The sequence below is a fragment of the Rosistilla ulvae genome (assembly GCF_007741475.1).
Taxonomy (GTDB): Bacteria; Planctomycetota; Planctomycetia; order Pirellulales; family Pirellulaceae; genus Rosistilla; species Rosistilla ulvae.
In genome coordinates this window covers 496,517-521,150 of sequence record NZ_CP036261.1, presented here as the reverse complement: position 1 = coordinate 521,150, position 24,634 = coordinate 496,517, and the positions used below count along the sequence as shown (strand labels likewise).

The window sequence follows — 24,634 nt, the reverse complement described above, 5'->3', positions numbered from 1 at the left end:
AGAGACCATTTGATGCGTAACACAATCTATTTCGCGATGGCAATGTTGCTGGCGTTCACCGCGAAATCGGGCAGCGCTCACTGCGAAGTTCCCTGCGGTATCTACGACGACGAACGACGTTTCGTTTCGATGATCGAAGACCATTCGACCATCGAAAAGGCGATCGCTCAGATCGACGAACTCGCCGGCAAGCACGACGCTCAAGACCTGAACCAATTGGTTCGTTGGGTCACGACGAAAGAAGATCACGCGACGCGAATCCAACAAACGATCGCTCAATACTTCATGACACAACGCCTGAAAGCCGACGGCGAAAACTACACCAAGAAGCTGACCACCGCACACGCTGTGATGGTTGCCGCGATGAAGTGCAAGCAAACAGCTGCCCCCGAATCCGCCGTGGCACTCAAGAAAGCGATCCACGACTTCTACCGCGCCTACGAAGGCAAAGAACCTCACCTGCACCCCTAAGCCGCCGCACGTCGGGCCGACTTAGTAAATGCAAACGCAACAAGGCGAACGCGATCAAGAATCGTGTTCGCCTTTTCCTTTGCCATCACCTCGAGGTTCAAACCCCACGCAGACAAGCGTCGGCTGCGGCGGATACTTCGCAAATTGATCGCTCGCCAAACCGCGTCGACACATCAAAAACCGCGAGCCTTTGCCCGAAACAATCTCACGGACATGAGCACATCGCTCGCACAAACTGTCGACGTTCACTGCAAGTCCCCGACCTGCTGCGTCTCGCCCACCAAGTCGACCTCTACCGCAGTCCCCTGCCCTGCCCCAAGCTGCACCGCAGCGTTGCCATCGACGACAGCAAACTCCAGCCGCCCCGACGATCCGATCAGCGCCACCATCTGACCCGCGGTGCGATCGGAATAGCTGCGGACCAAGCCGTTGACAACGCGATCGCCGACCCGGAACACATCGTCGCCATGCACATCGTCGGCGGAGATGTTGGTGATCAGATTGCCAAACGAATCGACACAGATCACCTCGCCCTGAATCGACTTCGACATCACGCGCGGCCGCGGGATGTGAACCCGATGCCAATCGTCGACCGATTCCCCGAGCTCCTCCAACGGAATCCCGCTGGCGATTGCGGCAGCGACCGGCGCCATCACGTCGCGTCCATGGAACGTATTGCTAACCGGAGAGAGCCAAAATTCACGGCGATCCAACGCGACCACGCTTTTGACTGCGAAGCGGTCGGCCAACGGTGAGATCAGCCCGTTGTCGGGCAAGACAAAATACCAGTCACCAACATGGGCGGCCAAGATCCGGCGGTCGCTGCCGACGCCGGGGTCGACGACCGCGACATGAACCGCTCCGGCCGGAAACCAGGGAGCGAGATCACCCAGCGTGATCGCAGCGGCTTGAATATTCTGCGGCGGGACCGAATGCGTTAGATCAATCACGTGCGACTCGGGCCGGCGAGTCGCCAAAACGCCTTTGATCTGAGCCACGTAGGGACTCGAGACACCAAAGTCGGTTAGAAGAGTGATGATCGACATACCAAACGCCCTCGCTTCGACGCGACCGCGCCGCCACTTCCGAGGCGCCGCATCGCAGAGAACAACCCACGGCGAATTCCCGCCGCCGGGCGACAACAAAACTGGACGACTTACCCGGCCGATTGAATCAGCTGCAAACAGATCTCGCGAAACTGCTTCGGGTTTACGTTGGGATTCTTCTTTTTAGCTTGACCGATCAGCGAACCAATCGCTTGCATCTTCCCGCCTCGCACATCCTCCACGACTTGCGGATTGGCGTCGAGCAATTCCTGGCAAAGCGATTCGATTTCGCCCGCGTCGACCGATTCGATCCCCAACGCCTTGATCGCTTCGGCAACGCTTCCTCTCTTCTCTAATAGATGCTGAAAAACGTCGCGGGCTCGCGCGTTATCCAGTTTTCCAGCGGAAACCTGGCCAAGTAGTTCCGCTAGCGTGTCGGCAGAGACTGCAAAATCGGCGATCCCCTTCCCCTGCTCCTTCATCGTTCGCAGCACATCCTGCTGGATCCACGAACTGGCACGCCGCGCGTCGCCGCTCCCCTTGGCAACCGCTTCGAAATACTCCACCACACCGCGGCCCTGATTGACGATCACGTCGGCATCGTAGGCTTTGATCTCGTAATCGGATTGCAAACGCTGGCGAGCGACCGCTGGAAATTCTGCCAACGCGACTCGCGTCGCTTCAACGGTCTCCACCGACAAACAGATCGGCAGCAGATCGGGGTCGGGCAGATAGCGATAATCAGCCGCCTCCTCCTTCTCGCGCTGCGGGACCGTGCGTTCCGCAGCATCGTCCCAACCGAAGGTCCGCTTGGTGCGATCCTTGATCGTCAGCCCCGTCTCTTCCCATTCGTGGTACTGACGCTGCGCCTCGTGAGCGATCGCGCGTTCGACGGCGCGAAAGCTGTTCATGTTCTTGATCTCGACGATCGGCGTGGCGATCGTATCGCCAGCTTTCTCGATCTTCAGATTCACGTTCGCATCGACCCGCAGACTTCCCTCCTGCATCTCGCAATCAGAGACATCCAAGTAGGTCAGCAACAGCTTCAGTTCGGTCAGAAACGCTTTGGCCTCGGCCGCGCTGCGCATGTCGGGCTGGCTAACAATTTCCAACAACGGAGTGCCACAGCGGTTCAGATCGATCCGACTGTCAGCCCGCCCGTTGGCCTCGTCGTGCATGCTCTTGCCAGCATCCTCTTCCAAGTGGGCGCGGATCAACCGAATCGTGCGAGTTTGCGATTCATCGGCGGGATCGGCGATCGTCAAGTGACCACCATCGCAGATCGGCAGATCGAATTGGCTGATCTGATAGCCCTTGGGTAGATCGGGATAAAAGTACTGCTTGCGGTCCCACTTGGTCATCGGCGGGATCGTGCTGCCAAGAGCCAGACCGGTCTGCAGCGCCAACTGAACCGCATGTTCGTTAATCACCGGCAATGCACCAGGCATCCCCAAGCAGACCGGGCAGACGTTCGTGTTCGGCGGCGCACCGAACTGAGTCGCACAGCGGCAGAACAACTTGGTCGTTGTCCTCAGCTGAACATGCACCTCCAAACCGATCACGATTTCGTAAGGCTGGTCCACGGAAAGAATCTCCAGAAAGGTTGCGGCAGTCGGACGATGGGTCCAGACCGATCACAGGTCCAACGACCTGCGTCGGTTACAAAGGACGCTTAGTATGCCAATCGGTAGCGCGTTGGAATGCGGCGGCAGCTTGCAGCAGCTTGGCCTCTTGCAGCGGCGGGGCCTGCAACTGGATCCCGATCGGCAGGTTGTTGCTAGTCAGCCCGCCGGGCATTGAAAGGGCGGGGATGCCGGCCAAGTTCGCGCCGACAGTGAAAAGGTCGCACAAATACATCTGCAACGGATCGTCGATCTTCTCTCCCATCGCAAATGGCGGTGTGGGAGTCACCGGGCCCAACAACAGGTCGACGTTTTGGAAAGCCGAATCGAAGTCCTGGCGGATCAGTCGGCGGACCTGCAACGCTTTCACATAATACTTGTCGCCGTAACCGGCGCTCAAAGCATACATCCCGATCATGATCCGCCGCTTGACCTCTGCGCCAAACGCTTCGCCGCGGCTGCGGCAATAAGTGGCGACCAACGGACCACGATCTCCCGCTTCGCTCGCTGCGACCGGACTGCGGTGTCCGTAGTGGGCGCCGTCATAGCGGGAAAGATTGCTGCTCGCTTCACTCGGGGCGATCACGTAATAGGTCGGCACCCAGTAGTCCGAATGCGGCAACTCCACTTCGACGATCTTCGCTCCCGCATCGCGAAAGACCTCGATCGCATCGTCGACGGCCTGGCGGACCTCTGGATCGAGCCCCTCAGCCTCCAAGTGATGCTTGACGATACCGATCCGCAACTCACCCTCGATGCGATCCAACCCCGCGGTGAAGTCGGGCGTTTCGACAGGCAGCGAAGTGCTGTCGCTGGCGTCGACACCGGCAATCGCATTCAGCAGCGTCGCACAATCGACGGCATCAAACGCCATCGGCCCGACCTGATCGAGACTGCTGGCAAAAGCGATCAAGCCGTAACGACTGACACGCCCGTAGGTCGGCTTCAGCCCCGTGATGCCACAAAACGCAGCGGGCTGGCGGATCGAACCGCCGGTGTCGCTGCCAAGAGAGAGCGGGACATCGCCCGCGGCGACACAAGCCGCCGCGCCGCCGCTGCTGCCGCCGGGCGTGAGGCTTGGGTTCCAGGGGTTGGTGGTTTTGCCAAACGCACTCGTTTCGGTGCTGGCTCCCATCGCAAATTCGTCCATGTTCGTCTTGCCGACGATCACAGCATCGGCAGCACGCAATCGGGCGACAACCGTTGCGTCGTAAGGCGACATGTGTTTTTCCAACATTCGCGACGAACAGGTCGTCGGCATGTCGGTTGTACACAACACATCCTTGACGGCGATCGGAACACCGGCGAGAGCCCCCAAAGGCTGGCCGTCGCGTCGTCGCTGATCGATGGAATCGGCAGCAGCCAACGCCGCTTCGGTGTTGACGAACGTGAAGGCGCCGACTTCGGGATCGGTCGCTGCGATCCGATCCAACGACGCCTGAGTCGCCTGACGCGCGGTGAGCTCACCAGATGCCAACAGCCCCAACAGCTTGGCGGCAGAATCGAGCGGGATAGTCATTGTCTTCGGACTTTTCGCGAGAGGGAACTGACACCCCACGAAGACTGACGCCTCGCCGAAACAAAATATTGACTCAGCGTGTCCGTGCAGCGGGGTCGAGGAAGCGATTCTTGCTTGGAGAGCGGGAGCGTTTAACCCATGACCGGCGGCACAAGAAAACATTCCTCGTCGTGATTCGGAGCATTAGCCAAGGCCTGCTCGCGCGACAGACTATCGCCCAACTGGTCCGGTACCCAGCGGTTGACGGTTTCGACAGCATGCACCATCGGCTCGATCCCATCGGTATCGAGCTCCATCAGCTTGTCCACAAACGCGACGATATCTTCCAACTGGGGCGTGATCGTACCCAGCTCGTCATCGGACAGCTCTAGACGAGCCATCAGCGCGAGTTTGCGGACCTGATCGAGTGAAATAGCCAATCGTGCGATTCCTATTTCTTGGTCTTGCTCTCAAGCTCAAACGGCTTCACTTTGACAACCTTGCGGATCGAGCCGCTGCGGATGCACTGGGTGCAGCAGCGGATCGACTTGTTTTCGCCGGTCGTCAACGAAACTTTGACGCGTTGCAGGTTGGGAACAAATTTGCGACGCGAGATACCAGTGATCTTGGTACCAACGCCTCCCAAATACTTTGCCTTACCGCGGGTTTCAATGCGGTTGCCCATTTGGACCCGCTTGCCACAAACTTCACACTGGCGTGCCATTGATCTACGCTCTTTTGTTCTAAATATCCAATATATTGACAGGCCAAACGCCTGAATCCGATCGATCGAAGTCCAGCAGTATAGCGGAGTTATCGACAGCATCAACGCCAAAAAGTAGCCGGCGCTGGGCAGAACCGATTTTCGTGCCAGACGGGTTATCGAACTAGCAAACGTTCGGCGATCGGAGATCCAACGCCTGCAACAGCTGCAAAACGCAGCGCAACGCGTTGAAACCAAACGACTTAAGCGCCGCCCTGCCCTTCGCGGGCGCAGACAACATCAGTCGCGACCTGGATTTCTTCGGCAATCATCGACCGCGTACGCTTCTATTTCAAACGGATTGTCGCGATAAGCGTCTTTCCCTCGCCACCAGAGCCAGCCCGAAGCCCCCAAATAGGCGAGCCCCATCAAAAATCCCCAGCGTTCGAATTGGCGGACGTGAACCCGTTCGTGCCGCCGCGTCAGATCCAAAGCGGCTTGCGTCTGCCCTAAAACCGAATGCCCCAAGGTGATAGCAAGCGCCGAGACCGGCAACCGCTGCAAAACCCAAGCGACGCCCGGACCATAGATTTCGATCACGCCATCGACTAATTTCGGCCGGCCCAGCAGGACCAAACCAACAACCACCCCGAGCAGCGTGTAGGGGAAAGCCCACAGCCGAACGAGAGTGCCAATCGAAACGCTTGCCAGAGTTCGCATCGATTCCATCTTAGCGAGATTCCCCCTTCAACGACAAAACCTGCCAGAAGAACGAATCTCCAGGGCAGGTTTTGTTTTTGAGAGGCCGAGCAATTCGCCCGGCCACAGGGTGACGGGCAGAAACCACCCGTCGGATTTTGGCTTAGGCTTCGTCGCCGAGATCCGCGAACTCATCGTCGTCGCTATCTTGGCCGTACGAATCTTCTTCGCAATCGAATTCATCGGTCTGCAACATCGCAGCCTGTTCGTCGGTCAGCTGGACGTAACCGAGACCGCGGATCACTTCCAGAACTTCGCTGCAGGTTGGGAACATGCGACCGGCGTTTCGCTTGTATTCGTCCAAAGCGTGCATGAATTCGATCTCTTTGTCGCTGTAGTCCCGCTCGCAGGTGGTGGGGTCGATCTGGCGGCGACGTTGCTTCTTGCGTTGAGTTGGCTTTGCTGCTGCCTCGGCCACCACTTGGTCTGCATCCGTGCGACGGTCATCACGACGACGATCGATAGTTGTTACTTGGCTTTCAACGGTTGCAGATGAATTGGTCACTCTAGACTTCCCCAATGTGGCGGTGCTGAATCGGAACAAGAAAACGTACCACGCAAACTGTGACGAGTACGAAGAGATTGATCGTCAGGGAAGGCTAGAAAAAGTTAACGACTAGGCAAAATAACGCTTTGTTCGGATCGTTCCGATTGCACGGCCATCGAAGTAAGATAAAACGATTGGCGGAATCATTTCGCCAACCTTCGCTGCGGTCTGTCGCCAACGTTTAGCGTCCTTTAAGATGACAGACCGTCCACCCCGCCCTCCCCTTGAATCTGGATTCCCACGTATGACTGATCCTGCTGCCGAAACTCAGTCGAAAGCCGATGCTCCAAAGATCCTGATCGTCGACGACGACAACGAGATCGTCGATTCGATCCGCTACGCTCTCGAAGCCAACGGGTACCAGGTGGTAGTGGCGCGAGACGGCAACCAGGGACTCGCGTTGGCCGAGCGAGAGAATCCGCAACTGATGATCCTGGACATGATGATGCCCAAGCGCAGCGGATTCCTGGTTCTGGAAAAGCTTCGCCGCGTCCGCGAAGAACCGCTGCCAGTCGTCATGATCACCGGCAACGAGGGAAGCCGACACAAGGCGTACGCCGAACTGTTGGGCGTCAGCGATTACATTCGCAAGCCGTTTGCGATGGACAAATTGATCGCCAGCGTCGCGAACCTACTGGCCCAAACCTAACGGCGAACAAGATGAACGCAAACCAAGCCTCTGGAATCGCGGTCCGCCGCGTTCTGATGATCGCCGGTCTTCTAGGAGCCAGCGGAATCATGGCCGGCGCTTTCACCGCTCATGGGCTGGAGACCTGGTTGATCGATCAGGGGTATGAAGAAGTCGCCGCCAAGCGAGTCGGACAAGCCGACGTGGGCGTGCGATACCATCTGCTGCACGCGGTCGCGTTGGTCGCCATGGCAGCGGTCGCTGGACACTACAACCGCGGTAAATATCTGACGATCATCACGCTGATGACTCTCGGCACCCTGCTCTTCAGCGGCAGCCTGTACCTTCTGGTCGCACTCAACCTTCCCGTGATGGGAGCGATCACGCCGCTGGGCGGACTCGCCTGGATCGCCGCCTGGATCATGGTCGCTCTGCCACGCAAGTCAAACGACTGAGCGAAGGCACAACAACGCAGCTCACCGACCGCTCGAGAAGAACTCTCGCAATCGGCAAGCCGTTTCCAGCTGCCCGATCAAACCGCCTGCAAAACATCCAGCTCCTTGGCCAGTCGCTTGCGAGCGACGTGCAGACGCCGCTTGATCGTACCGACCGGCGCGTCGAAAGCGTCGCTCATCTCGATCAAGCTCTGCCCGTCGAGATAAAACGCTTCCAACGTCTGCCGATCCATATCGCCAAGTCGGCCCAGGCCCTCGTGGATGTAGGCGGCGTTCTCGCGATCGATCGCCACATCCTCGGGAGTTCCCGAATCAAAGCAAGTTGCGTCGAGCGTCACCGGGTCGCACGCGACGGCGCGAGGCCGCCGAGTGAACCGGTTGATCGCCATCCGATGCACGATCTGACGAACCCAGCCGCCGAAGGCTTCTGGCACTCGCAACTGATCGATCTTTTGCATCGCTTGCACAAACACGTCCTGTGCCAACTCTTCAGCCTCGTCGACGCTACCCAAGCGACGAATCGCCAACCCGATGACCTGAGGCCGGTAGCGGTCGAACAATTCACCAAATGCGAGCCGGTCGCCTGCTTGAGCGGCGGTTACCAATTCGGCAACGGTCTGATTTCGCAGATCCGAAAGAAATGCCGTAGACATACTAATGTTTTCCTTTTCCCGAAGCGTCTTGCTCCACGCAGCGCTCTGGGGGCCTAGCCACACCCGGCGTTGAATGGAAATCGATTGAAACAATTCCGTCTCAAGAACACGCTGCACACATCAACCGAAGGTGCGAGCGAAGTTCCGCGGTGGTTCCCAATCAACGCATCGCCGTCCTCTGTAGGTACGACAACACAGATCAAAGAACCCCGATTCTTGGGCAATCAGTGGATACGCCGATCGAACGCGATCATCCCGCAGGGATCGTGCACGAGCGAACTTTCACAGCCGAAAGCCCTAGTAATCACCAGATTTGTACGAGCGGCCTGAAGTTCAGGCGTTTCGCGATCCGGCCATTGCTGGCATCAATACCAGCCCGCTCGATGACAGCCCTTGCGTGCCACCGGACATCAGCATCGCTGACGTCGTCTCCGTACAGACCCGCCAACAGCGGGTCATCGGATACGGCATGCCCGTAGGCATGCCGCAACTGGCAAAGGCTTTCGCGTAACTTAGAAGCTGCTGTTTTAGGCGCAGATGGAGGCGGCGCACTACGACCAAGCAGCCAATAACGACCACGCGATCTTCACGATCGACGACGTTAACAACAGCATTGGTAATAATTTCGTTACGCACTTGAGGCCTCCTTCGCGATAGCAACGCGAATAGAGAAGTTCAGAAAATGTAGGGCTGGTTAACAACAACCAGCTCCGGAAAACAAACATTGAAACCAGGACCTTCACCGCACCGGGCAACGGTCCCTAACAAGATCATCGCCAATGCGACGGACTCTTGTCAATCATTTATCGGCCCAAATCGGTAACAGTTTCCGACTCAGCCGCCAATAAATACGACCTGCTTCGCCCACTTAGACGCCTGCGATCCGAACGGGTTCGCGTTTTTCTGAGATTTCCAGAAAATACGATTCCAATGGGAAACCCGCAGGCAAACGTCACAAACGCAGGAGTCGTGGCTTCAGCCGACTCACGCGGCACTGAATTTGACTCGCTGAATCCGGCTAGCTGAAATCGCCTGAAGGCTCCACTCCAACGTCCAGTCTCGCCGTCTAATGTCAGACCTGCTGAAGCGATGATTGCTGCGAGACAGCGGGATTGGCGACCCGATGCAGTCGATCGACGCGAGTCGCCAGACTCGGGTGCATCCAACTGGCCCGGCAAGCTTTGGGATTGTCGCTGCAGACATCGACCAACGCCGATGCGAGCACATAGGCTGCATCGACCTCCGACGCCGGAACCGCCCCCTGCATGCGATTCCCCGAATCCGCCGCCGCGATCTGAGCAGCCAGCGAGCAGGCGTAGCGATCGGCATCCAGTTCGGTCGCGTGAGAAACCCAACGCAGCGCTAACAGCGTCAGCAGCAAGCCCGCCGCGACGACAGCCCCCTGCTGCAGCGGAGCCCCTGCAAAATGAGAACCGATGAAACCGACGATCCCCCAGGTTGGAACCAGCGTCAACATCCGCAGCGCGATGTGCCAGCGGCGGACATGTGCCAATTCGTGCAGCACCACCATCGTCGTCGATTTGCGATCCAGTCGGTCCAAGAGGGCGTCGCTGAGCAACAACATCCGGAAACCGGGAATGAATCCGGCGACTAAAGCGCTGCAGATCCGCCCTTCGGTTTCCCACCGGCGGATTCGAAAATGCCGCAAGCCCGACGCGCGAACGACATCGACTAACCAAGCCGATTGCGGATCGTGTTCGCACCGCCGCGTGCTCCAAATGAAACGGATCAGCATCGGCAAAAAGAAGGGCAAGCAGAGTAAACCGGCCGCGCCGCCGACCCAACGATGCTGCGAATCGGCGCCGACAAACCCGAAATTCACCACATCGATCACAGCAAACACAAACAAGACCGGCAACAAGATCCACGCCGCTTGCAACCGCAGCGATTCCACAACCGCATGTAGCGTCGGGAACCGCGACGGCGAATCGCTCTCGTTCTGAACCGGCTCCGCTTCGCCGACCCAATCGGAAAACTGTCGCTCGGCCAGCCAAGTCGATGACACGGCAGCCAGGCTAGGAATCAACATCCCCATCGCCCCCAACACCATCGATGCACCGATCGGCGAATCCTCGACAGCTTGCGAAAAACCGCAGGCCGTCAGCCCAACGGCTCCCAGCGGCAGCCACAACCAACGCAAGCAATTCAACTGACGCGAGAGCTTACGAGCCGCCTGATCAAAGCTCGCCTGCTGCCGCAGCACCTGCTGAGCATTCAGGATCGCAAACCCTTTGGCGATGACACCCCACAACATCACCATCCCAAACGCCGTCACAAACGGGCTCGGCAGCGTCAGCATGTCGGTCGAAGAGGCCGACAACAGAACGGAAATCAGTAGGGCAAACCAATACACGGGCATAAATCAGCTCGATTAAAGAACTCGAGAATCACTGCAAAACTTCTACCAGCAGATCCCTCCACGGTAATCACCCCCAACCGGCTCGACCGCCCGACAGCAATCGCCCGCACAACATTTCCTCTGCAAACGTCCCGTTTCAGAGCGGGTGTTTCGGTTATAACGCCCCACCCCAACGCCAGCCACTTCCACTACGAAATGACCACAAAGCACCTCGTGCGACCATTTTGCCAGCCGACCAGCGTTAGATCCGGCACAACCGTCACCGACACCGCTGCCGATACATTTTCTAAGCACGAACACCAAATTATCCTAAGGGTGCAAGCATTTGACTGCCGAATCCTTTTTATGGCGAAAGCCAATCCTCCCCACAAACCCTATGGCAGATCAAATGACCACACAAACCCTTCCGGCCCAACACGACATCGAACCGTTGCAAATCCGCGTCGACAGCGTCATCCGCCAACATCCGCACCTGCGTGGCATGGGCATCCGACCGCATGCCGACGGCCAAAACGTCGTCCTCAGCGGCACCGTCCGCAGTTATTTTATCAAACAGATGGCCCAGGAAGCTGTCCGCAGCGTCCCCGGCGCCGACCAAGTCGACAACCAGATCGAAGTCCACTGGTAATCGAGGCTGATCGCCACCGGATCTACCGCGGGATCGCCTGGTCATAATCCAGCGATCCACAACAGCATCCAGGGCGGTGGAAACACACGCCCTTTGCCACGCCATCGATCTTCGCCATACTTCACTCAACGCATTCGCGACACCCACACGAATGCAATGCGATGAAGTTAATCCAACCCAAATAGCGGAGATACGAAGATGGCGCGCAGCGGAGTGATCACATTCAAAGGCAACCCGATGACGTTGCAAGGCGAAGAACTGACCGTGGGCAGCACCGCCCCCGATTTCACCTTGCACTACTACAAAGACGGGATGCAAACACTGACCCTCGCCGATCTCAAGGGCAAGCCAGCTCTGTTGAGCATCGTCCCTTCGTTGGACACCGGCGTCTGCGCGATCCAAACCAAGAAGTTCAACGAATCGTTGGGCGCTCTGGGCGATTCGATCAACGCAGTCACGATCAGCCGCGACCTTCCGTTCGCGCAAGCTCGCTTCTGTGGCGCCGAGAACGTCTCGATGCAGACCGCCAGCGATTACCAAACCGGTGAATTTGGTGCGGCTTACGGCATGACGATCGATGAACTGAAGCTGTTGACCCGCGCGGTCGTCGTACTCGATTCCAAGGGAACCGTCCTGTACGCCGAAACCGTTAGCGAAGTGACCAGCGAACCTAACTACGACGCGGCACTAGAAGCCCTGAAAAACGCCAGCTAACGCGATTTTCACAATCGATTGAAAGAGCGACGCGGGAAGGGCGATCGAGCCCAACCTGCGACGGCCCATCGGGGGCAATACAGCGTTTCAGCTGAAGCCACCCCCCTGCCCCCCAACGGTTCATCAACGAACCGCCATCTATCGCTCCGCAGCGGAGCCGCCCAAACGCAAAAAAACAACTTTTGCCCGGCGGGGGTCGACCGGCGTGGTTCGCCACAACCGGACCAGCCTGCTATCCTGTAAAACACCAGCCGCAGCCCACTTTGCACCGCGGCGACATTTCCACCCTTAGGAACATCTCCATGAAACGCTTGCTATTTTGCGGGCTGCTTTGCTCCTGCCTCTCCACCCTGCCAATCCAAGACGCTATGTCCCAAGATTCGATCCCCGCCCCCGCATCGGGCGTAAAAGACGTAAACAGCTACGCCCTCGGCCTCGAAATGGGCAGCCAGTTGCGCCGCCAAGGTTTCGAAGCGGGCGATCTCGACACCGCCTCGGTCGCTTTGGGCATCTTCGACGCGATCAGCAAGGCGAATCCAAAGATCACGACCGAACAGATCCAAGCTGCTTTCCAAGCGATCGACGCCCAGCTGCAACAGCGAGCTGAAGCCCGCGTTCGCGAACAAGAAAAGAAGATGGAAGCGATCGCCGGCCCCAACAAAGAAAAAGCCGACGCCTTCCTGGCCGCAAACGGCAAGAAACCAGGCGTCGTGACCCTCCCGAGCGGCTTGCAATACCAAGTCATCAAAGAGGGAACGGGCGCATCGCCGACGGCACAAAGCACCGTCAGCGTCCACTACACCGGCAAGCTGATCAACGGCGAAGTCTTCGACAGCTCGGTCCAGCGCGGCCAACCGGCTCAGTTTGGCGTCGGCCAAGTCATCCGCGGTTGGACTGAAGGACTGCAGAAGATGAAAGTTGGCGACAAGTGGATGCTCTACATTCCGCCAGACCTCGGTTACGGCCTGCGTGGATCCCCCTCGCGCGATCCAAACGAACCGCCAACCATCGGTCCAAACGAAGCGTTGATCTTCGAAGTCGAATTGCTCGACATCCTCGACTGATCTAGCAACAGCATTCCGCTAGCCCAGCACTAGCAATCACTCACGCGTCGCGCCGAACTGGTGCGACGCGTTTTTTTGTGCCTAATTTTCAGCGACAAGCGATCAACCGCTGCACCACCTCGCGGTACGACTGCCCGACGCGGTGGAGAGCCCGCCGATCGGTCAGCAGTCGGCGACACTCTCGACGCAAGGCACAGGCATGGCGGCACAGCATGCGGCGATCGCGAGAGGGCATCGGTTGCCCTGCGAGATCGCCCAGCATCGTCATCATCCGCAGCGCAGCGTTGCGGTCCGCGGCGACGTAGGGTCGCAATTGGTCGAAGACCAGCGACGCGAAGCCGGCAAACGTGACCGGCGTCGCCACCAAGCGGAGGTTCTGCGATTCGTCGAAGCGATGCGAATCGGGCAGTTCGCGAGCCGACAGGTTTTCCAACGCCGACTGCAACCAATCCATACAGCTGATCGCCGTAAAAGGATCGTTGACTCCAGGCGAAAGCGCCCGCATCGCAACTTCGACCAATTGATTGATCTGAAAACGCAGGTCTTGCGTGGTGGTCCGTTGAACGCCAAAGACAAACATCGCGGCGAGTTCTTTGCGGATGTCGTCGTCGATCCGTTCCCGGGGTGCAACAAGCATCAGCAGGCTGGCGGGCGTGACGAAGTCGCCGGGGCTGCGGTCGATCTTCATCACCAAGTCGTGTTGGCAAGCGATTTGCATCAAGCCGTTGCCATCGATGTATTCCAAATATCCGCTAGTGGTCGCATCGATTTGCACGGCCGTGGAATCGAAGCAGTCCGGCATTTCAAGCTTCTGTTGGCGGTCGATCTCTTCGTCCCGCGGTTCTCCGACGCGAGCGGGGAACTGTCCATCGATGTGTCGATTGATCCCTTTGCCGATGTTGGCGATGATATTCGAAACATGGATCGTTTCGGGGATGTGATGGATGAAGAAGATCAGCACGCCAACGCTGGCGATCGCCATCAGGACGCCGATGACCACAGCGATCTGAGGCACAAACGCGCCCGCCAGATCGCCGACCGCGTCGCTGCCCGGCGGCGCGCTCTCGGCGCTGCGAACGGTTCGCAAGACCATCAAGCAATAGATAAAGGTCGAGATGAAAACGCCCAGCGTAAACTGGTTGGCTTTATCCGCCATGAAGTTGTTCAACAGCCGCGGGCCGATCTGCGACGTCGTGTGCGAGATCGAGAGGATCGTCATCGAAAACGTCACGCCGGCAACCGTGATCATCGATCCGGCGACTGTCGACAGCACCGCCCGCGCACCCTCGGGTTGATTTGTCGACAGCCAGTCGATGTCATCGATCCAGTCCGAACCAAGCGATTCGTCCAGCGCCGTCGTGGCAAATGAGAGCAGAATCGAACCGACAACCAGCAGTGAGGGGACGAACCAGTAGCTGTCCCGAACGCGTGTCCAAAGCGTGATGATCGACGCATTCATTGGGATGCTGGACTCTCAAAAGAGGTGGAGATGAAACCGAAGAAGCTGACGCTGCAATCCCCGGCCGGCTTTCGTCACGCGAGAACGTCCACAGGCTTCCGGCGGCGGGGGCATTGTCCTAACGGTTCATCTTTGGTGTGCCACTGGCTTCGCCAGTGCTCCTCGACCGAAGCCCCAAAGCCCGAACAGCCAATCGTGCCTCCAATGGCTAACATTGTATGCTGCAAAACAGTCCGTTCTGCCAAAGTTGCCAAGAATTGTTCGTCAGCACGGGCATTCTTCGAATGCACGAGAACGTTAACTCATGCAGATGCCCAGCTTGATGGTAGTGCTTAACTTGTTTTCGGTGTGGCTCGGAAACCATGCCATCACTTCCGATGCTTTGGAGAGCGTCACGAACGGGCCGTCTAATGAACCCAGCTGACACAATGACGTCGCTATTGCAACCGAACCGGAATTGGAAAGTTTGTCAGTAATTCCAATTCCATTACTTCGCTTAGAGAACACTGGCGAAGCCAGTGGCACACCAGAAACAACATGCTGCAATTCCCCGCACCCCTCGCGTGGTGACACGACTTTTGTCGGAGTCGCCCGAGTCGCGGTGCAGGGCGGAAGCTTGCTGCTTCATTGGCCTTTATTCAGCTGCCATGGGGACTTCGGCTTGGTCGACGTCTCCCGGACGCAGCGACTCGTCAAACGAGAGGACATAAGCGGCCATCGCCAGTCCCATTAACACGATCGCGGTCCAGAACCGCCAATCGTGATGAATCTTCTTCGACTTCGCAGCGTTGTGGTGCGATGTATGTTGATGGTCGCTGTTGTGCTTGTGTTCTTTTGGTTTTGACATCGGATGGACGGTTTCTATGGAAAAGAGTTGTTGACGGTTTTGCTGTCGCGATTGCTACGGCAACCGAGTTGCAGAGCGGGCTAATTGTATCACTCGAAATGGTTCCGAACGACTCCAGGATCATGCGGCACTCTTCGATCAACCGGCGACGGTTCCGCTTTTTGCGAACGCGTGAAAACCGGTCAACGCAAACTGCACGCCCATCGACAGGACGATCAGCCCCATGAACCGCGTCATCGTGTCTCGCAAGAATCCGCCGCCGTTTTGTGCACTGGAGAAGCGGGCAGCCAGCAGCATCACAATCCAAGTGCATACCGTTGCGACGGCGACCGAGATCAGAGCGGTGATCGGCAGCTTCAATTGAGTGTGTACCGCCGACAGCGTAATGACTCCGGTGATCGTTCCTGGACTCGCGGCAAACAGGATCAAGGGCGTCAGCGACTGATGCGACTTCGATGCCTCAGCGTCCGCATGGCGGTTGAGCATCGAGAAGCCCATCCACGCCAGCACGCCGCCGCCGGCCACCATGAATGCGTCCAGGGAAATGCCGAAGACGTGCAGCAGACGTGTTCCAATCAGGGCGGCGATCGAGAGGATCACCAGGATCGCCAGAGCTGCCTTGGTGGCGTCGGTTGCCTTTTCGTCGAATGGTCGATCCGTCTCCGCCGCGGTAAACATCGCCGCGCAGATCGCGGGGTTCATCAACGAGAGGACGGTTACGATCGCTTGAATTTGATCATTCATTGTTTGGCTTTTTCCTGTTAGGCGTGTGGCTTGTTCGCATCAGCACCCTCGCCCGCGACGCGTTGCAAAATTGATCGATGCGGGCCTGGGCCGCTCCCCGGCCGCGGCTAGGCGACATCGCTTTTCGGATTGGAATCGGGCGTCCTTCCCATTCGTACTTCGCGCCCCGTCAGGCTGCGGTACACGATCTCAATTGTCAGCGAAACGACAATCATGCCGACCAGAATCCACAGATGGTTTCGTGTCGCCGGATTTTCGTCGACCTTCACGCACAACACGATCATGGCGACCAGTGTGCTGAGCGCTGCTAGGCCGGATAGCCATGCGCGGCTGTTGGTCTGACGGGCTAAACGGACGTTGGCAACGTTGACAGCCAGGAACAGCAACAGGAAACCTGCACTGCCCATCGTCGCGATCGCATCCAGAGGGACAAAATTCGCGACGACCAGCGCCAGGACCGCAGTGATCAGCGTCCCTTCCAGGTGTTGGCCGCGAAACGATCGCTTCAGTTCCGACGGCAGTTCACCCGTCTTGGCGATGATATAAGCCAGGCGTCCGGTGCTGTAGAATGTGGCGTTGATCGCCGAACTTGTCGCCAGCAACGCGGCAATCGCAATCGCGATGTATCCGGTTCTTCCCATCACGTCTTGTGCGGCGACCGAGAGTGCGGTGTCGCTGTCTTTGGCCACCTCCGCGAAACTCAAGTGGCCGACAACGACCGCGACGATCAGCATGTAAATCACAATCACGATCAGCACGCCGCCGACGTAGGCGATCGGCAGCGAGCGTTTGGGATTGGCAACATCCTTCGATGCGTTGGCGATCAGTTCAAAGCCTTCGTAGTTCAGGAAGATCAACATCGCTCCGGCGACTAAACCCATCGGCGATACATAATGTTCCGTCCCCAATCGGCTCCATTCCATTGGGGTGGCCAGTCCAGCCACGATGAAGGCGGCTAAGAGCAAGATTTTGACGATGTTAAAAACGTTTTCCGCCCGGACGACCAAGCTGCCTCCCAACGCGTTCACTCCCACCAACCCAACGATCACGCCACTGATCAGCGCATGAGTCCAGAAGGGCCTGTCGGGTTCGGGGAAGAAACAGGCTCCGTAGCTGCCGAAGGCGTAGGCGTAGACGGCGACCAGCACGACGTAGCTGAGCAGCAGCAGGATATTCGCCGCTCCGGTGAAGATGCCGGTACCGAAAGCCCGGTTCAGGAAGTCGACGGTGCCGCCGACGCCGGGATATCTGAGCGTCAGTTTCAAATAGGAATAACTGGTCAACAACGCCACGATCCCCGCGATCAAGAACGCGACCGGCGCGCCACCTTGAGTTGCAGTGATCGTGAGTCCGGTGACCGCAAAGATCCCGCCGCCCACCATGCCACCGATGCCGATGGATAGTGTGGAGAAGGCACCGAGTTTGGGCTCGCTGGTGGACGACACTAAGGAGAAAGTCCTTCACAGAAATTGAATCGAGAATCGAATCTCGAGAATTCTATCAGCGGTTTCGGGAACCGGGCACCCCGCGATGGCAAACCTGCAGTCCTGCTCTCGCGGCTGCCGGTCGCGGTGAGTCGCTGAACCTATTCCAGTTCCGGAGTGCGGTCGGGCTCGTAGATCCCGGGAATGGGCAGGTCGAGCAGCACCACGCGGATCAGATAGATGGCGACCGGTACGCCCAGAACCAGGCCCCACATTCCGAAGAAGTGTTCCGCGATCAACAGGATCGCAATCACCAGCACAGGATGCAGATGTCCGATCTTGCCAATGATCCGCGGCGACAGAACCATCCCTTCGATCAAGTGGATCAACGCAACCGCCGCGATCACCTGTACCGCCATCAGCAGCGATCCGCCGGGCTGCAGGATGGCCATTCCGCAAAGCGGAACGCCCGACAGGATTACTCCAACCACCGGGATAAAACTGAACACGAACACGACCATCGCCAGGATAAACTTGTATTCGACACCGATTACCCACAGGGCGATCAGTGTCAGGAAGGCGTTGATCACTGCGATCACGACTTGCCCCTGGAAGGATTTGCCGATCAGTTTGCCCAGCGCGACCACTCCCGGTGCGATTTCATCGAAGACCGATCGCAGTCGCGTGTTGCGAATGTTCGCCACGCCCGTCTTCACGCTATCCCATTCGATCAGCATGAAAACGGCCAGCAGCAGTGCGGTGCCGATCTGGATCGGGACCCTTAACACGTGGCCGAGCGCTTGGTCGAATTGCTTCACGCCGGCGGCGAGTATTTTTGGCCCATCCTCGGTTGCATGTTCACGCACCCAGTCAGCCGCCGGGCTGGTCGCCCACCATTGCTGACCAAATTCCCGTTTTGTTGCCGATTCAAAATCGAATTGTTGGTGCGCCGCCGATTCCTTCGCTGTCTGTTGATGCTGGTCGACAGCTTCCAAGAAGGCCTGTTTCCCTTTGGGGTAGGCGGCTGCCAAGGTTTCGAAGTAGGCGTAGTCGATCGGCACGTTGTTGGAGTCGTCGGCAAATTGAGTTTCGTAGAACTGTTTGAACTCAGCTTGGTATGCGGGGGATTCACGAAACTCCGCCCATTTCTGGATCGAAATCGCTTGCGCCCATTCGCTCTTGAGTTGAGCCAACAGCACGGGATCGGCATTGACGTCGGCCCAGATTCGCTGCCGGATTCGTTCGTCGCGGAGAGATTCAAAATCGGTCTTCTGCGTTAGGCTTTTCGCCTCGTCCTGCTTGTCATCGGAGGCTTGGCTTGCTTGCCAACGCGAAACGTAATAATCCTGTTTTGCATGGAAGATGTCGGGTGCTTTGAACTCCATGAACCAAGTCTTAAACGGCACGCTTGCACCGCTCGCTTGCGACTGCAGTTGAAGCACTTGAGCCTGTTCGTAGTTGGCTTCGAATTCGGCTTTGAGTCGTGAGTGCAGCTGAGGGAATTCCTGGTACAACCCCGCACCGCTACGACCGGCGGCAAGAAACTGAGCGAGCCCTTTTTTGTAGCGTGGATCCTCGGGGGGACCAAACTGGCGTTTAAACTTCCACGTTCCCGCCGTGTTGGACAGCAATGTGTTCTGCAGTTCGACGGCATTCGTCTGTTTCATCTGCGTCACCAGGCTCTTGCCTTCGTGAATCAGCGGCGGCACAAAGAATCGGCCGAGTCCATACAGCGACAAGCACAGACACGAAAAGATCGACAGTGTCAGGATCAGATCCAGCCGGTGGCTGTCGGGATGCTGAGGTGCAATGCGGCGGGCGATTGCTCCCACCAGGCTGCGGACGATGAAGCAGAACAGGAATGTCAGGAACCCAACCAGGAAGAACTCTCGCAACGCGTAGATCAACGCCACGAACACGCCCCAAATCAGCGGCTTGTGCCACCAGTTCTGTTGCAGGATCGAATCGGGTGATTGGGCGGTGGGGTTGGATGGATCGCTGGGCATGGAAAACTTGCGTTGGGGAGCGTAGCTAGGTCAGGGAGGGCGGGCCGATGAACTACTTCGTGGCCTTCGCTGCGGAACTATCTCGTTTCGATTTGAAGTAGAAAATTGCGACTGCCACGCAAGCCACCAGGATCATGATGATCCAGGCGGATAATTGCTCCAGCATCGCCATCGCCAGAACCATCAACGTCAAGGAGATGCCAACGACCAACAGCAGCCAGTCGATGTGAACCCCAGCCAAGCAACAGGTCAACGCCAGCAGCATCACTGCAAAGTAGGAAGCGGAATCGCGATTGATGATCTCGCGACGCTCCAGCATCAGCAGGGCCGCGAGAAAACCAACCAAGATCCCCCAGTGAGACAATTCTCTGATGATCGTCTTGTGGATCGATTGCCCCGCCTGCTTGGCGCTGCGGACGCTTTTCCAGAGCCCAAGTGCGGCGTAAACCAGGACCACAAACAACCAGTACTCCCAAGCGCCCGTATCGGTCGCCTGGGTGAATCCGATCCCAGCGATCGCCAGGACCAGCATCGCGCACAGGATGCCAAGTCGAGTTGTCCAGGCGCCTCCAGATTTCGAATGCGCTTTCGAGTCGACTTTGTCGGCAGACGATACCGCTTCAGTTGACGTGTTCATGAGTTCACCGTTGCTGATTGTTTTGTAATGTTTGTTGAGCCGTATTCTATCCACTTATGCCGCCGCATAAACGGGCGTGTCAGTATCCTTCCCGGCACCATGGCTGTACATCCGACAGCCACCTCCCCGAACTTCGCTTCGCTGGTTCGACCCTCCCCTTCAAACTCCGTTTGGCGGAGGGTGAAGTCGTGACCAGCACTTCACCCGCGCGGCGAAGCAGGGAGGGCCGAAGAACGATCGCCGAGCAAGTTTTTCGGGGAGCGGCTGTGCGCCGGATCGAACGGCGGCGATGCGTGAGGCTTCCCTCCCCGAACTTCGCTTCGCTGGTTCGACCCTCCCCTTCAAACTCCGTTTGGCGGAGGGTGAATTTGTAACCGGCGCTTCACCCGCCCGGCGAAGCAGGGAGGGTCGAAGAACGAGCGCCGAGCAAGTTTTTCGGGGAGGGGCGTGTCGCCGAATCGAACAGTGGTGAGTTACCTGGGACAGGACGGACTGGCGGCTGGAGGCGAAGCGTCTCCGGTGTTTTGTCGCTTTCAGCGAATACGGAAACCACACTTCTACTGGTCGGCGGATGTCATTGCGGATAAGGCTTCGAGTGTGCGTTGGGCTTGTCCAGTGTCGATCGCATCGGCGGCTTGTTCCGCTGCGGCGATCAGGCCGCCTTCGGGGTTGCACAACCAAATCGAAGCGGCTGCGTTGGCGACGACGATGTCTCGAGCTGGCCCTGGCTGGCCGTCGAGCACTTGTCGGATGATCGCCGCGCTCTCGTCGGGCCCGTCGGCTTGCATCGTTTCGGGGCCCGATGGACTCAGCCCAAAACTGGCCGGCGTCCACTCGATCTCTCGGCAGCCCGCGGCCGTTACTTCGATCACGGAGGTTGAGCCATCCAATGTGACTTCATCCAAGCCGTCGAGGCCGCGAACGACGGCGGCATGCTCGGTTCCCAATTGATGCAGCGCTTCGGCCAGTTGTCGCTGCGTGGAGGACTTGCCAGTGCCAAGCACCTGGTGCGACGCGGCGGCAGGATTGCAAAGAGGGCCCAGCAAATTGAACAGCGTCGGCACGCCCAGTTGGCGGCGAATCGCACCGACATGACGCATGGCGGGATGCAGTCGCGGCGCGAAGCAAAAACAGATCCCAACCTCCGCCAAGCATCGCTCGACAACATCGCGATCGGTGTCGATGTTGACTCCCAAGGCGGACAGCACATCGGCCGATCCGCTCTTGCTGGTGATCGCGCGGTTGCCGTGTTTGGCTACGGGGATGCCAGCTGCTGCGGTGACGATCGCCGCGGCGGTGCTGATGTTAAACGTTCCCGAGCCGTCGCCGCCGGTGCCGCAGGTGTCCAACAGGATGCCCCCGGCCGATGCGACTGGCGTCATGTGCTTGCGCATCGCGCGGGCGGCGCCAACCAGTTCGCTGACGACTTCTCCTTTGGCTCGCAATGCTAGCAAAAGCTCGCCGATCGCCTGGTCTTCCGCCTCGCCCTGCAGCATCGTCCCGATCAACGCCTGCACATCGTCGGCGGCCAAGTCGTTGCCGGCCTGGACCGTGCGGATCGCTTCGTCAATCTGGATACTCATATTCACCACAACGTTGTCGGCACAAAGGGAGAGGCAATGCAAGGTTGTCGCGTCGCATCAAGCGAGCGAGCCGGTGGTCAATATAACGACAGCGGCGATCGGTTGGGACCGCCGCGGCGGCAATCTTCGCTGGCTGAGGGGCGATTGTGCGTTTCCCGGTCGGTCGAGACAAAATCCCCGTTTCGCCACCTCGCCGACAACCGTACAATCGCACCTATGGCTAGAAAAGTGATTATCGACTGTGATCCCGGAATCGACGACGCGATCGCACTCACGATGGCATTGTTTGACCCGCGGCTGGAAGTTTTGGCGGTTACGGCAACGGCTGGAACCGTCGATGCCGACCAGGCGACAACCAATGTCCAGGGGCTGATCCAGCAGTTGGACCCGCCGAAATATCCGCGGATCGGGGTCGCTTCGCCATGCGAAGGCGCAGCGGTTATCAACGATATCGTGCTGCACGGTTCCGATGGCTTGGCCGGCTGCAATTACGAGCCGAGCGATCGCCAGCATCGGCATCTGAGCGAAAAAATTATCTCCGAATTGCTGCGACAGCACCCCAACCAAGTCTCGCTGATCTGCTTGGGCCCGTTGACCAATGTCGCCCGCGCGTTCCAGCGCGAACCGGGGCTCGAATCGCTGGTCGACCGGTTGGTGATCAGCGGTGGAGCTGTCGCCTGCCCGGGCAATATTTCGCCCGTTGCCGAGATGAATATGTACTTCGATCCGACCGCTGCTCGCAGCGTGATCGAATCGGCGACAACCAAAAGCCTGGTCCCACTGGACGTCACCGATCAAGTCGAGTTCTCGATCGAGCTGATCGAAAACCTGCCGTCGAAGCAGACGCGAGCTGGCCAGTTGCTGCATAAACTGTTGCTGTTTGCCTTCCGCAGCTATGTTCAGAATCTGGGCCGCGAAACGATTTCGCTGTACGACCCCGTGGCGCTGCTGGGCTTCCTGGAGCCCGAGCTGTTCACTTGGGAAGACATGGCGATCGACATCGAGACTCGCGGCGAACTGACTCGCGGCCAGACGGTTTGCGACGCCCGGCGGCATCGCGAATGGTCGCTCAACGCCGAAGTCGCCCGCTCGATCGACGCAACCGCTGCTGTTAATCAGATCGTCCGCGGCCTGCGGTTCGCTGGGCAGTGCACGTAAAGCGGATCGGTGACGTTTTCGGCTGAAGCCTCTACACCAACGATCGTTTGTTGTCGGCTGAAGCCTCGACTCCAACCGTCGTGCGTTTTCGGCTGAAGCCTCGACTCCAGCAGTCTCGCGCCGATCTGGCGGAAGCTATTTCTTCTTCGGCTTGTAGATCTCGGTCGCCGTGCCGAAGTGGACTTCGCCCGCGTTCATCAGCGTTTCGCTGAGCGTTGGGTGCGGGTGGATGCTGTCGGTGATGTCGTGGACTTCGCAGCCCATCTCGATCGCCAGGACGGCTTCGGCGATCAATTCGCCAGCTCCGGCACCCACGATTCCACAGCCGACAACGCGATGGGTTTCAGGGTCGACGAGCCACTTGGTCGAACCTTCAGTCCGGCCGATCGCTTGAGCGCGACCGCTGGCAGCCCAGGGGTAGACTTCGACATCGACCTTGCGGCCGGCAGCTTTGGCTTCGCCTTCGGTCAGGCCAGCCCAAGCGATTTCGGGATCGGTGAAGACCACTGCGGGAATCGCCACTTTGTCGAAGGCGGAGTTCTTGCCAAGCACGACTTCGGCCGCGACGCGACCTTCGTGATTGGCTTTGTGCGCGAGCATCGGTTCGCCAGCGACGTCGCCGATCGCCAGGATGTGCGGGTCGGCGGTTCGCTGTTGCGAATCGCACTCCACAAAGCCCTTGGCATTGACGACAACTTGGGTGTTCTCCAGTCCAAAACCCTTGCTGACGGGGCGGCGGCCGATCGAAACCAACACGCGGTCGTAGACTTCGTTGCCAAACTTGCTTGGCCCTTCGAAGGTCACGTGAACGCCGTCTTTCTCTTCGGCGAGCGAGCCGACTTTGGTGTTCAGGAACAACCGGCCGTCGACTAGTTTTTCGATCCGCTTTTGCAGCGGCTTGACCAGGTCGCGGTCGGCGCCGGGCAGTAGGCCGTCCATCAATTCGACGATCGAAACCTTGCTGCCCAGTTGAGCGTAGACGCTGCCAAGCTCCAGGCCGATGTATCCACCGCCGACAACCAGCATCGTTTCGGGAACGTCTTTCAGTTCCAACGCGCCGGTGCTGTCCATCACGCGATCGCTGCCGATATCAAACGCCGGCGGAACAAACGGAACGCTGCCGGTCGCGAGGATGCAATGATCGAAAGTGATCTTTCCACCTTCGGGGATCGACGCGTGGTCCCCTTCCAACTTCAGGGTGGTGCTGTTCTCAAAGACGCCCTTGGCGTGGATGACTTTGACGCCGCGGCGTTTGGCCAAAGCCTGAAGACCGCCGGTCAGGTTCGAGATCACAGTTTCTTTGCGGCCGCGAACCTTATCGATATCGATCGACGGGGCGCCAGGATAGCTGACGCCCCAGTCTTCATTGAGTTCCTGAACTTCGCTAATCACCCGAGCCACATGCAACAAAGCCTTGCTGGGGATGCAACCCCGTAGCAAGCACGTTCCGCCGAGCCGCGAATCGGCTTCGACAATCGTGACTTCGAGACCTTCGTCGGCGGCCAGAAATGCGGCCGCGTAGCCGCCTGGACCCCCGCCCAATACAACGAGCGATGAATGCATGATGTTTGTTCAGGATAGCGAGTTGAGGAACCTGCAAGAGTCGCA

The 24,634-nt window shown here is 58.4% G+C and carries 25 protein-coding genes; 7 read left to right on the top strand and 18 right to left on the bottom strand.

Features of this window, described 5'->3' with window-relative positions:
- The first annotated feature begins 12 nt into the window (after nt 1-12).
- The gene (locus tag EC9_RS02020; protein WP_145341927.1) at nt 13-471 is read left to right on the top strand and encodes a superoxide dismutase [Ni]; all 459 of its coding nucleotides are present in this window, start codon (nt 13-15) and stop codon (nt 469-471) included.
- Between the two features lie 245 nt (nt 472-716).
- On the opposite strand, the gene EC9_RS02010 is transcribed toward EC9_RS02020, so the two are convergent.
- The 7 genes from EC9_RS02010 to EC9_RS01980 form a co-directional block, all read right to left on the bottom strand.
- On the bottom strand, nt 717-1,517 hold the full coding sequence (locus EC9_RS02010) for an SAM hydrolase/SAM-dependent halogenase family protein (protein ID WP_145341924.1): 801 nt from the start codon (nt 1,515-1,517) through the stop codon (nt 717-719).
- A 110-nt stretch (nt 1,518-1,627) separates the two neighbouring features.
- Nucleotides 1,628-3,109 carry an Asp-tRNA(Asn)/Glu-tRNA(Gln) amidotransferase subunit GatB gene (gene gatB / locus EC9_RS02005; protein WP_391556716.1) on the bottom strand — a complete coding sequence of 494 codons (1,482 nt, stop codon included), beginning with the start codon at nt 3,107-3,109 and terminating at the stop codon, nt 1,628-1,630.
- A gap of 67 nt (nt 3,110-3,176) precedes the next feature.
- Nucleotides 3,177-4,658: an Asp-tRNA(Asn)/Glu-tRNA(Gln) amidotransferase subunit GatA gene (gene gatA / locus EC9_RS02000; RefSeq protein WP_145341920.1), complete on the bottom strand. Its 1,482-nt coding sequence runs from the start codon at nt 4,656-4,658 to the stop codon at nt 3,177-3,179.
- Between the two features lie 131 nt (nt 4,659-4,789).
- Entirely contained in the window at nt 4,790-5,077 is a 288-nt protein-coding gene (gene gatC / locus EC9_RS01995; RefSeq protein ID WP_145341918.1) for an Asp-tRNA(Asn)/Glu-tRNA(Gln) amidotransferase subunit GatC, read from the bottom strand.
- Nucleotides 5,078-5,088: 11 nt separating this feature from the next.
- Entirely contained in the window at nt 5,089-5,361 is a 273-nt protein-coding gene (gene rpmB, locus EC9_RS01990; RefSeq protein WP_145089443.1) for a 50S ribosomal protein L28, read from the bottom strand.
- Between the two features lie 279 nt (nt 5,362-5,640).
- Nucleotides 5,641-6,060, bottom strand: a complete 420-nt coding sequence (locus EC9_RS01985; RefSeq protein WP_145117393.1) for a hypothetical protein — start codon at nt 6,058-6,060, stop codon at nt 5,641-5,643.
- A 142-nt stretch (nt 6,061-6,202) separates the two neighbouring features.
- Complete coding sequence (locus tag EC9_RS01980; protein WP_145117392.1) at nt 6,203-6,604, bottom strand: hypothetical protein; 402 nt, start codon at nt 6,602-6,604, stop codon at nt 6,203-6,205.
- 286 nt (nt 6,605-6,890) lie between these two features.
- Between EC9_RS01980 and EC9_RS01975 the strand changes: the two genes are divergently transcribed.
- Nucleotides 6,891-7,295, top strand: a complete 405-nt coding sequence (locus EC9_RS01975) for a response regulator transcription factor (protein WP_145341916.1) — start codon at nt 6,891-6,893, stop codon at nt 7,293-7,295.
- Nucleotides 7,296-7,306: 11 nt separating this feature from the next.
- The gene (locus tag EC9_RS01970; protein ID WP_145341914.1) at nt 7,307-7,729 is read left to right on the top strand and encodes a DUF423 domain-containing protein; all 423 of its coding nucleotides are present in this window, start codon (nt 7,307-7,309) and stop codon (nt 7,727-7,729) included.
- Nucleotides 7,730-7,806: 77 nt separating this feature from the next.
- Here the strand turns inward: EC9_RS01970 and EC9_RS01965 are convergent, their stop codons facing one another.
- The 3 genes from EC9_RS01965 to EC9_RS01955 all read right to left on the bottom strand — a co-directional run bounded on the left by EC9_RS01965 (nt 7,807) and on the right by EC9_RS01955 (nt 10,762).
- The gene (locus tag EC9_RS01965; protein WP_145089419.1) at nt 7,807-8,382 is read right to left on the bottom strand and encodes an RNA polymerase sigma factor; all 576 of its coding nucleotides are present in this window, start codon (nt 8,380-8,382) and stop codon (nt 7,807-7,809) included.
- 333 nt (nt 8,383-8,715) lie between these two features.
- Nucleotides 8,716-9,018, bottom strand: coding sequence for a hypothetical protein (locus EC9_RS01960; protein ID WP_145341912.1), 303 nt, complete (start codon nt 9,016-9,018; stop codon nt 8,716-8,718).
- 436 nt (nt 9,019-9,454) lie between these two features.
- Complete coding sequence (locus EC9_RS01955) at nt 9,455-10,762, bottom strand: M48 family metalloprotease (RefSeq protein WP_145341910.1); 1,308 nt, start codon at nt 10,760-10,762, stop codon at nt 9,455-9,457.
- Between the two features lie 388 nt (nt 10,763-11,150).
- Between EC9_RS01955 and EC9_RS01950 the strand changes: the two genes are divergently transcribed.
- The 3 genes from EC9_RS01950 to EC9_RS01940 all read left to right on the top strand — a co-directional run bounded on the left by EC9_RS01950 (nt 11,151) and on the right by EC9_RS01940 (nt 13,168).
- Nucleotides 11,151-11,390 carry a BON domain-containing protein gene (locus EC9_RS01950; RefSeq protein WP_145281940.1) on the top strand — a complete coding sequence of 80 codons (240 nt, stop codon included), beginning with the start codon at nt 11,151-11,153 and terminating at the stop codon, nt 11,388-11,390.
- Between the two features lie 198 nt (nt 11,391-11,588).
- On the top strand, nt 11,589-12,104 hold the full coding sequence (gene tpx / locus EC9_RS01945) for a thiol peroxidase (protein ID WP_145341908.1): 516 nt from the start codon (nt 11,589-11,591) through the stop codon (nt 12,102-12,104).
- A 368-nt stretch (nt 12,105-12,472) separates the two neighbouring features.
- Nucleotides 12,473-13,168 carry an FKBP-type peptidyl-prolyl cis-trans isomerase gene (locus EC9_RS01940; protein WP_145123959.1) on the top strand — a complete coding sequence of 232 codons (696 nt, stop codon included), beginning with the start codon at nt 12,473-12,475 and terminating at the stop codon, nt 13,166-13,168.
- A gap of 88 nt (nt 13,169-13,256) precedes the next feature.
- Here EC9_RS01940 and EC9_RS01935 read toward each other — a convergent pair whose 3' ends face one another.
- The 7 genes from EC9_RS01935 to trpD all read right to left on the bottom strand — a co-directional run bounded on the left by EC9_RS01935 (nt 13,257) and on the right by trpD (nt 21,868).
- A complete protein-coding gene (locus EC9_RS01935; RefSeq protein WP_145341906.1) occupies nt 13,257-14,627 on the bottom strand; it encodes a DUF2254 domain-containing protein in 1,371 nt (456 codons plus the stop codon).
- 634 nt (nt 14,628-15,261) lie between these two features.
- The gene (locus tag EC9_RS01930; RefSeq protein WP_145341904.1) at nt 15,262-15,474 is read right to left on the bottom strand and encodes a hypothetical protein; all 213 of its coding nucleotides are present in this window, start codon (nt 15,472-15,474) and stop codon (nt 15,262-15,264) included.
- A 138-nt stretch (nt 15,475-15,612) separates the two neighbouring features.
- Nucleotides 15,613-16,218: a MarC family protein gene (locus EC9_RS01925; RefSeq protein WP_145341902.1), complete on the bottom strand. Its 606-nt coding sequence runs from the start codon at nt 16,216-16,218 to the stop codon at nt 15,613-15,615.
- 107 nt (nt 16,219-16,325) lie between these two features.
- Nucleotides 16,326-17,663: an APC family permease gene (locus EC9_RS01920; RefSeq protein ID WP_145341900.1), complete on the bottom strand. Its 1,338-nt coding sequence runs from the start codon at nt 17,661-17,663 to the stop codon at nt 16,326-16,328.
- Between the two features lie 140 nt (nt 17,664-17,803).
- On the bottom strand, nt 17,804-19,648 hold the full coding sequence (locus EC9_RS01915; RefSeq protein ID WP_145341898.1) for an AI-2E family transporter: 1,845 nt from the start codon (nt 19,646-19,648) through the stop codon (nt 17,804-17,806).
- 52 nt (nt 19,649-19,700) lie between these two features.
- Complete coding sequence (locus EC9_RS01910; RefSeq protein ID WP_145341896.1) at nt 19,701-20,285, bottom strand: hypothetical protein; 585 nt, start codon at nt 20,283-20,285, stop codon at nt 19,701-19,703.
- 557 nt (nt 20,286-20,842) lie between these two features.
- Nucleotides 20,843-21,868, bottom strand: a complete 1,026-nt coding sequence (trpD, locus tag EC9_RS01905; RefSeq protein WP_145341893.1) for an anthranilate phosphoribosyltransferase — start codon at nt 21,866-21,868, stop codon at nt 20,843-20,845.
- 228 nt (nt 21,869-22,096) lie between these two features.
- Here trpD and EC9_RS01900 point away from each other — a divergent pair, with 228 nt between their 5' ends.
- A complete protein-coding gene (locus EC9_RS01900) occupies nt 22,097-23,026 on the top strand; it encodes a nucleoside hydrolase (protein ID WP_315852308.1) in 930 nt (309 codons plus the stop codon).
- Nucleotides 23,027-23,161: 135 nt separating this feature from the next.
- On the opposite strand, the gene lpdA is transcribed toward EC9_RS01900, so the two are convergent.
- On the bottom strand, nt 23,162-24,589 hold the full coding sequence (gene lpdA / locus EC9_RS01895; protein ID WP_145341889.1) for a dihydrolipoyl dehydrogenase: 1,428 nt from the start codon (nt 24,587-24,589) through the stop codon (nt 23,162-23,164).
- Nucleotides 24,590-24,634: the final 45 nt, after the last annotated feature.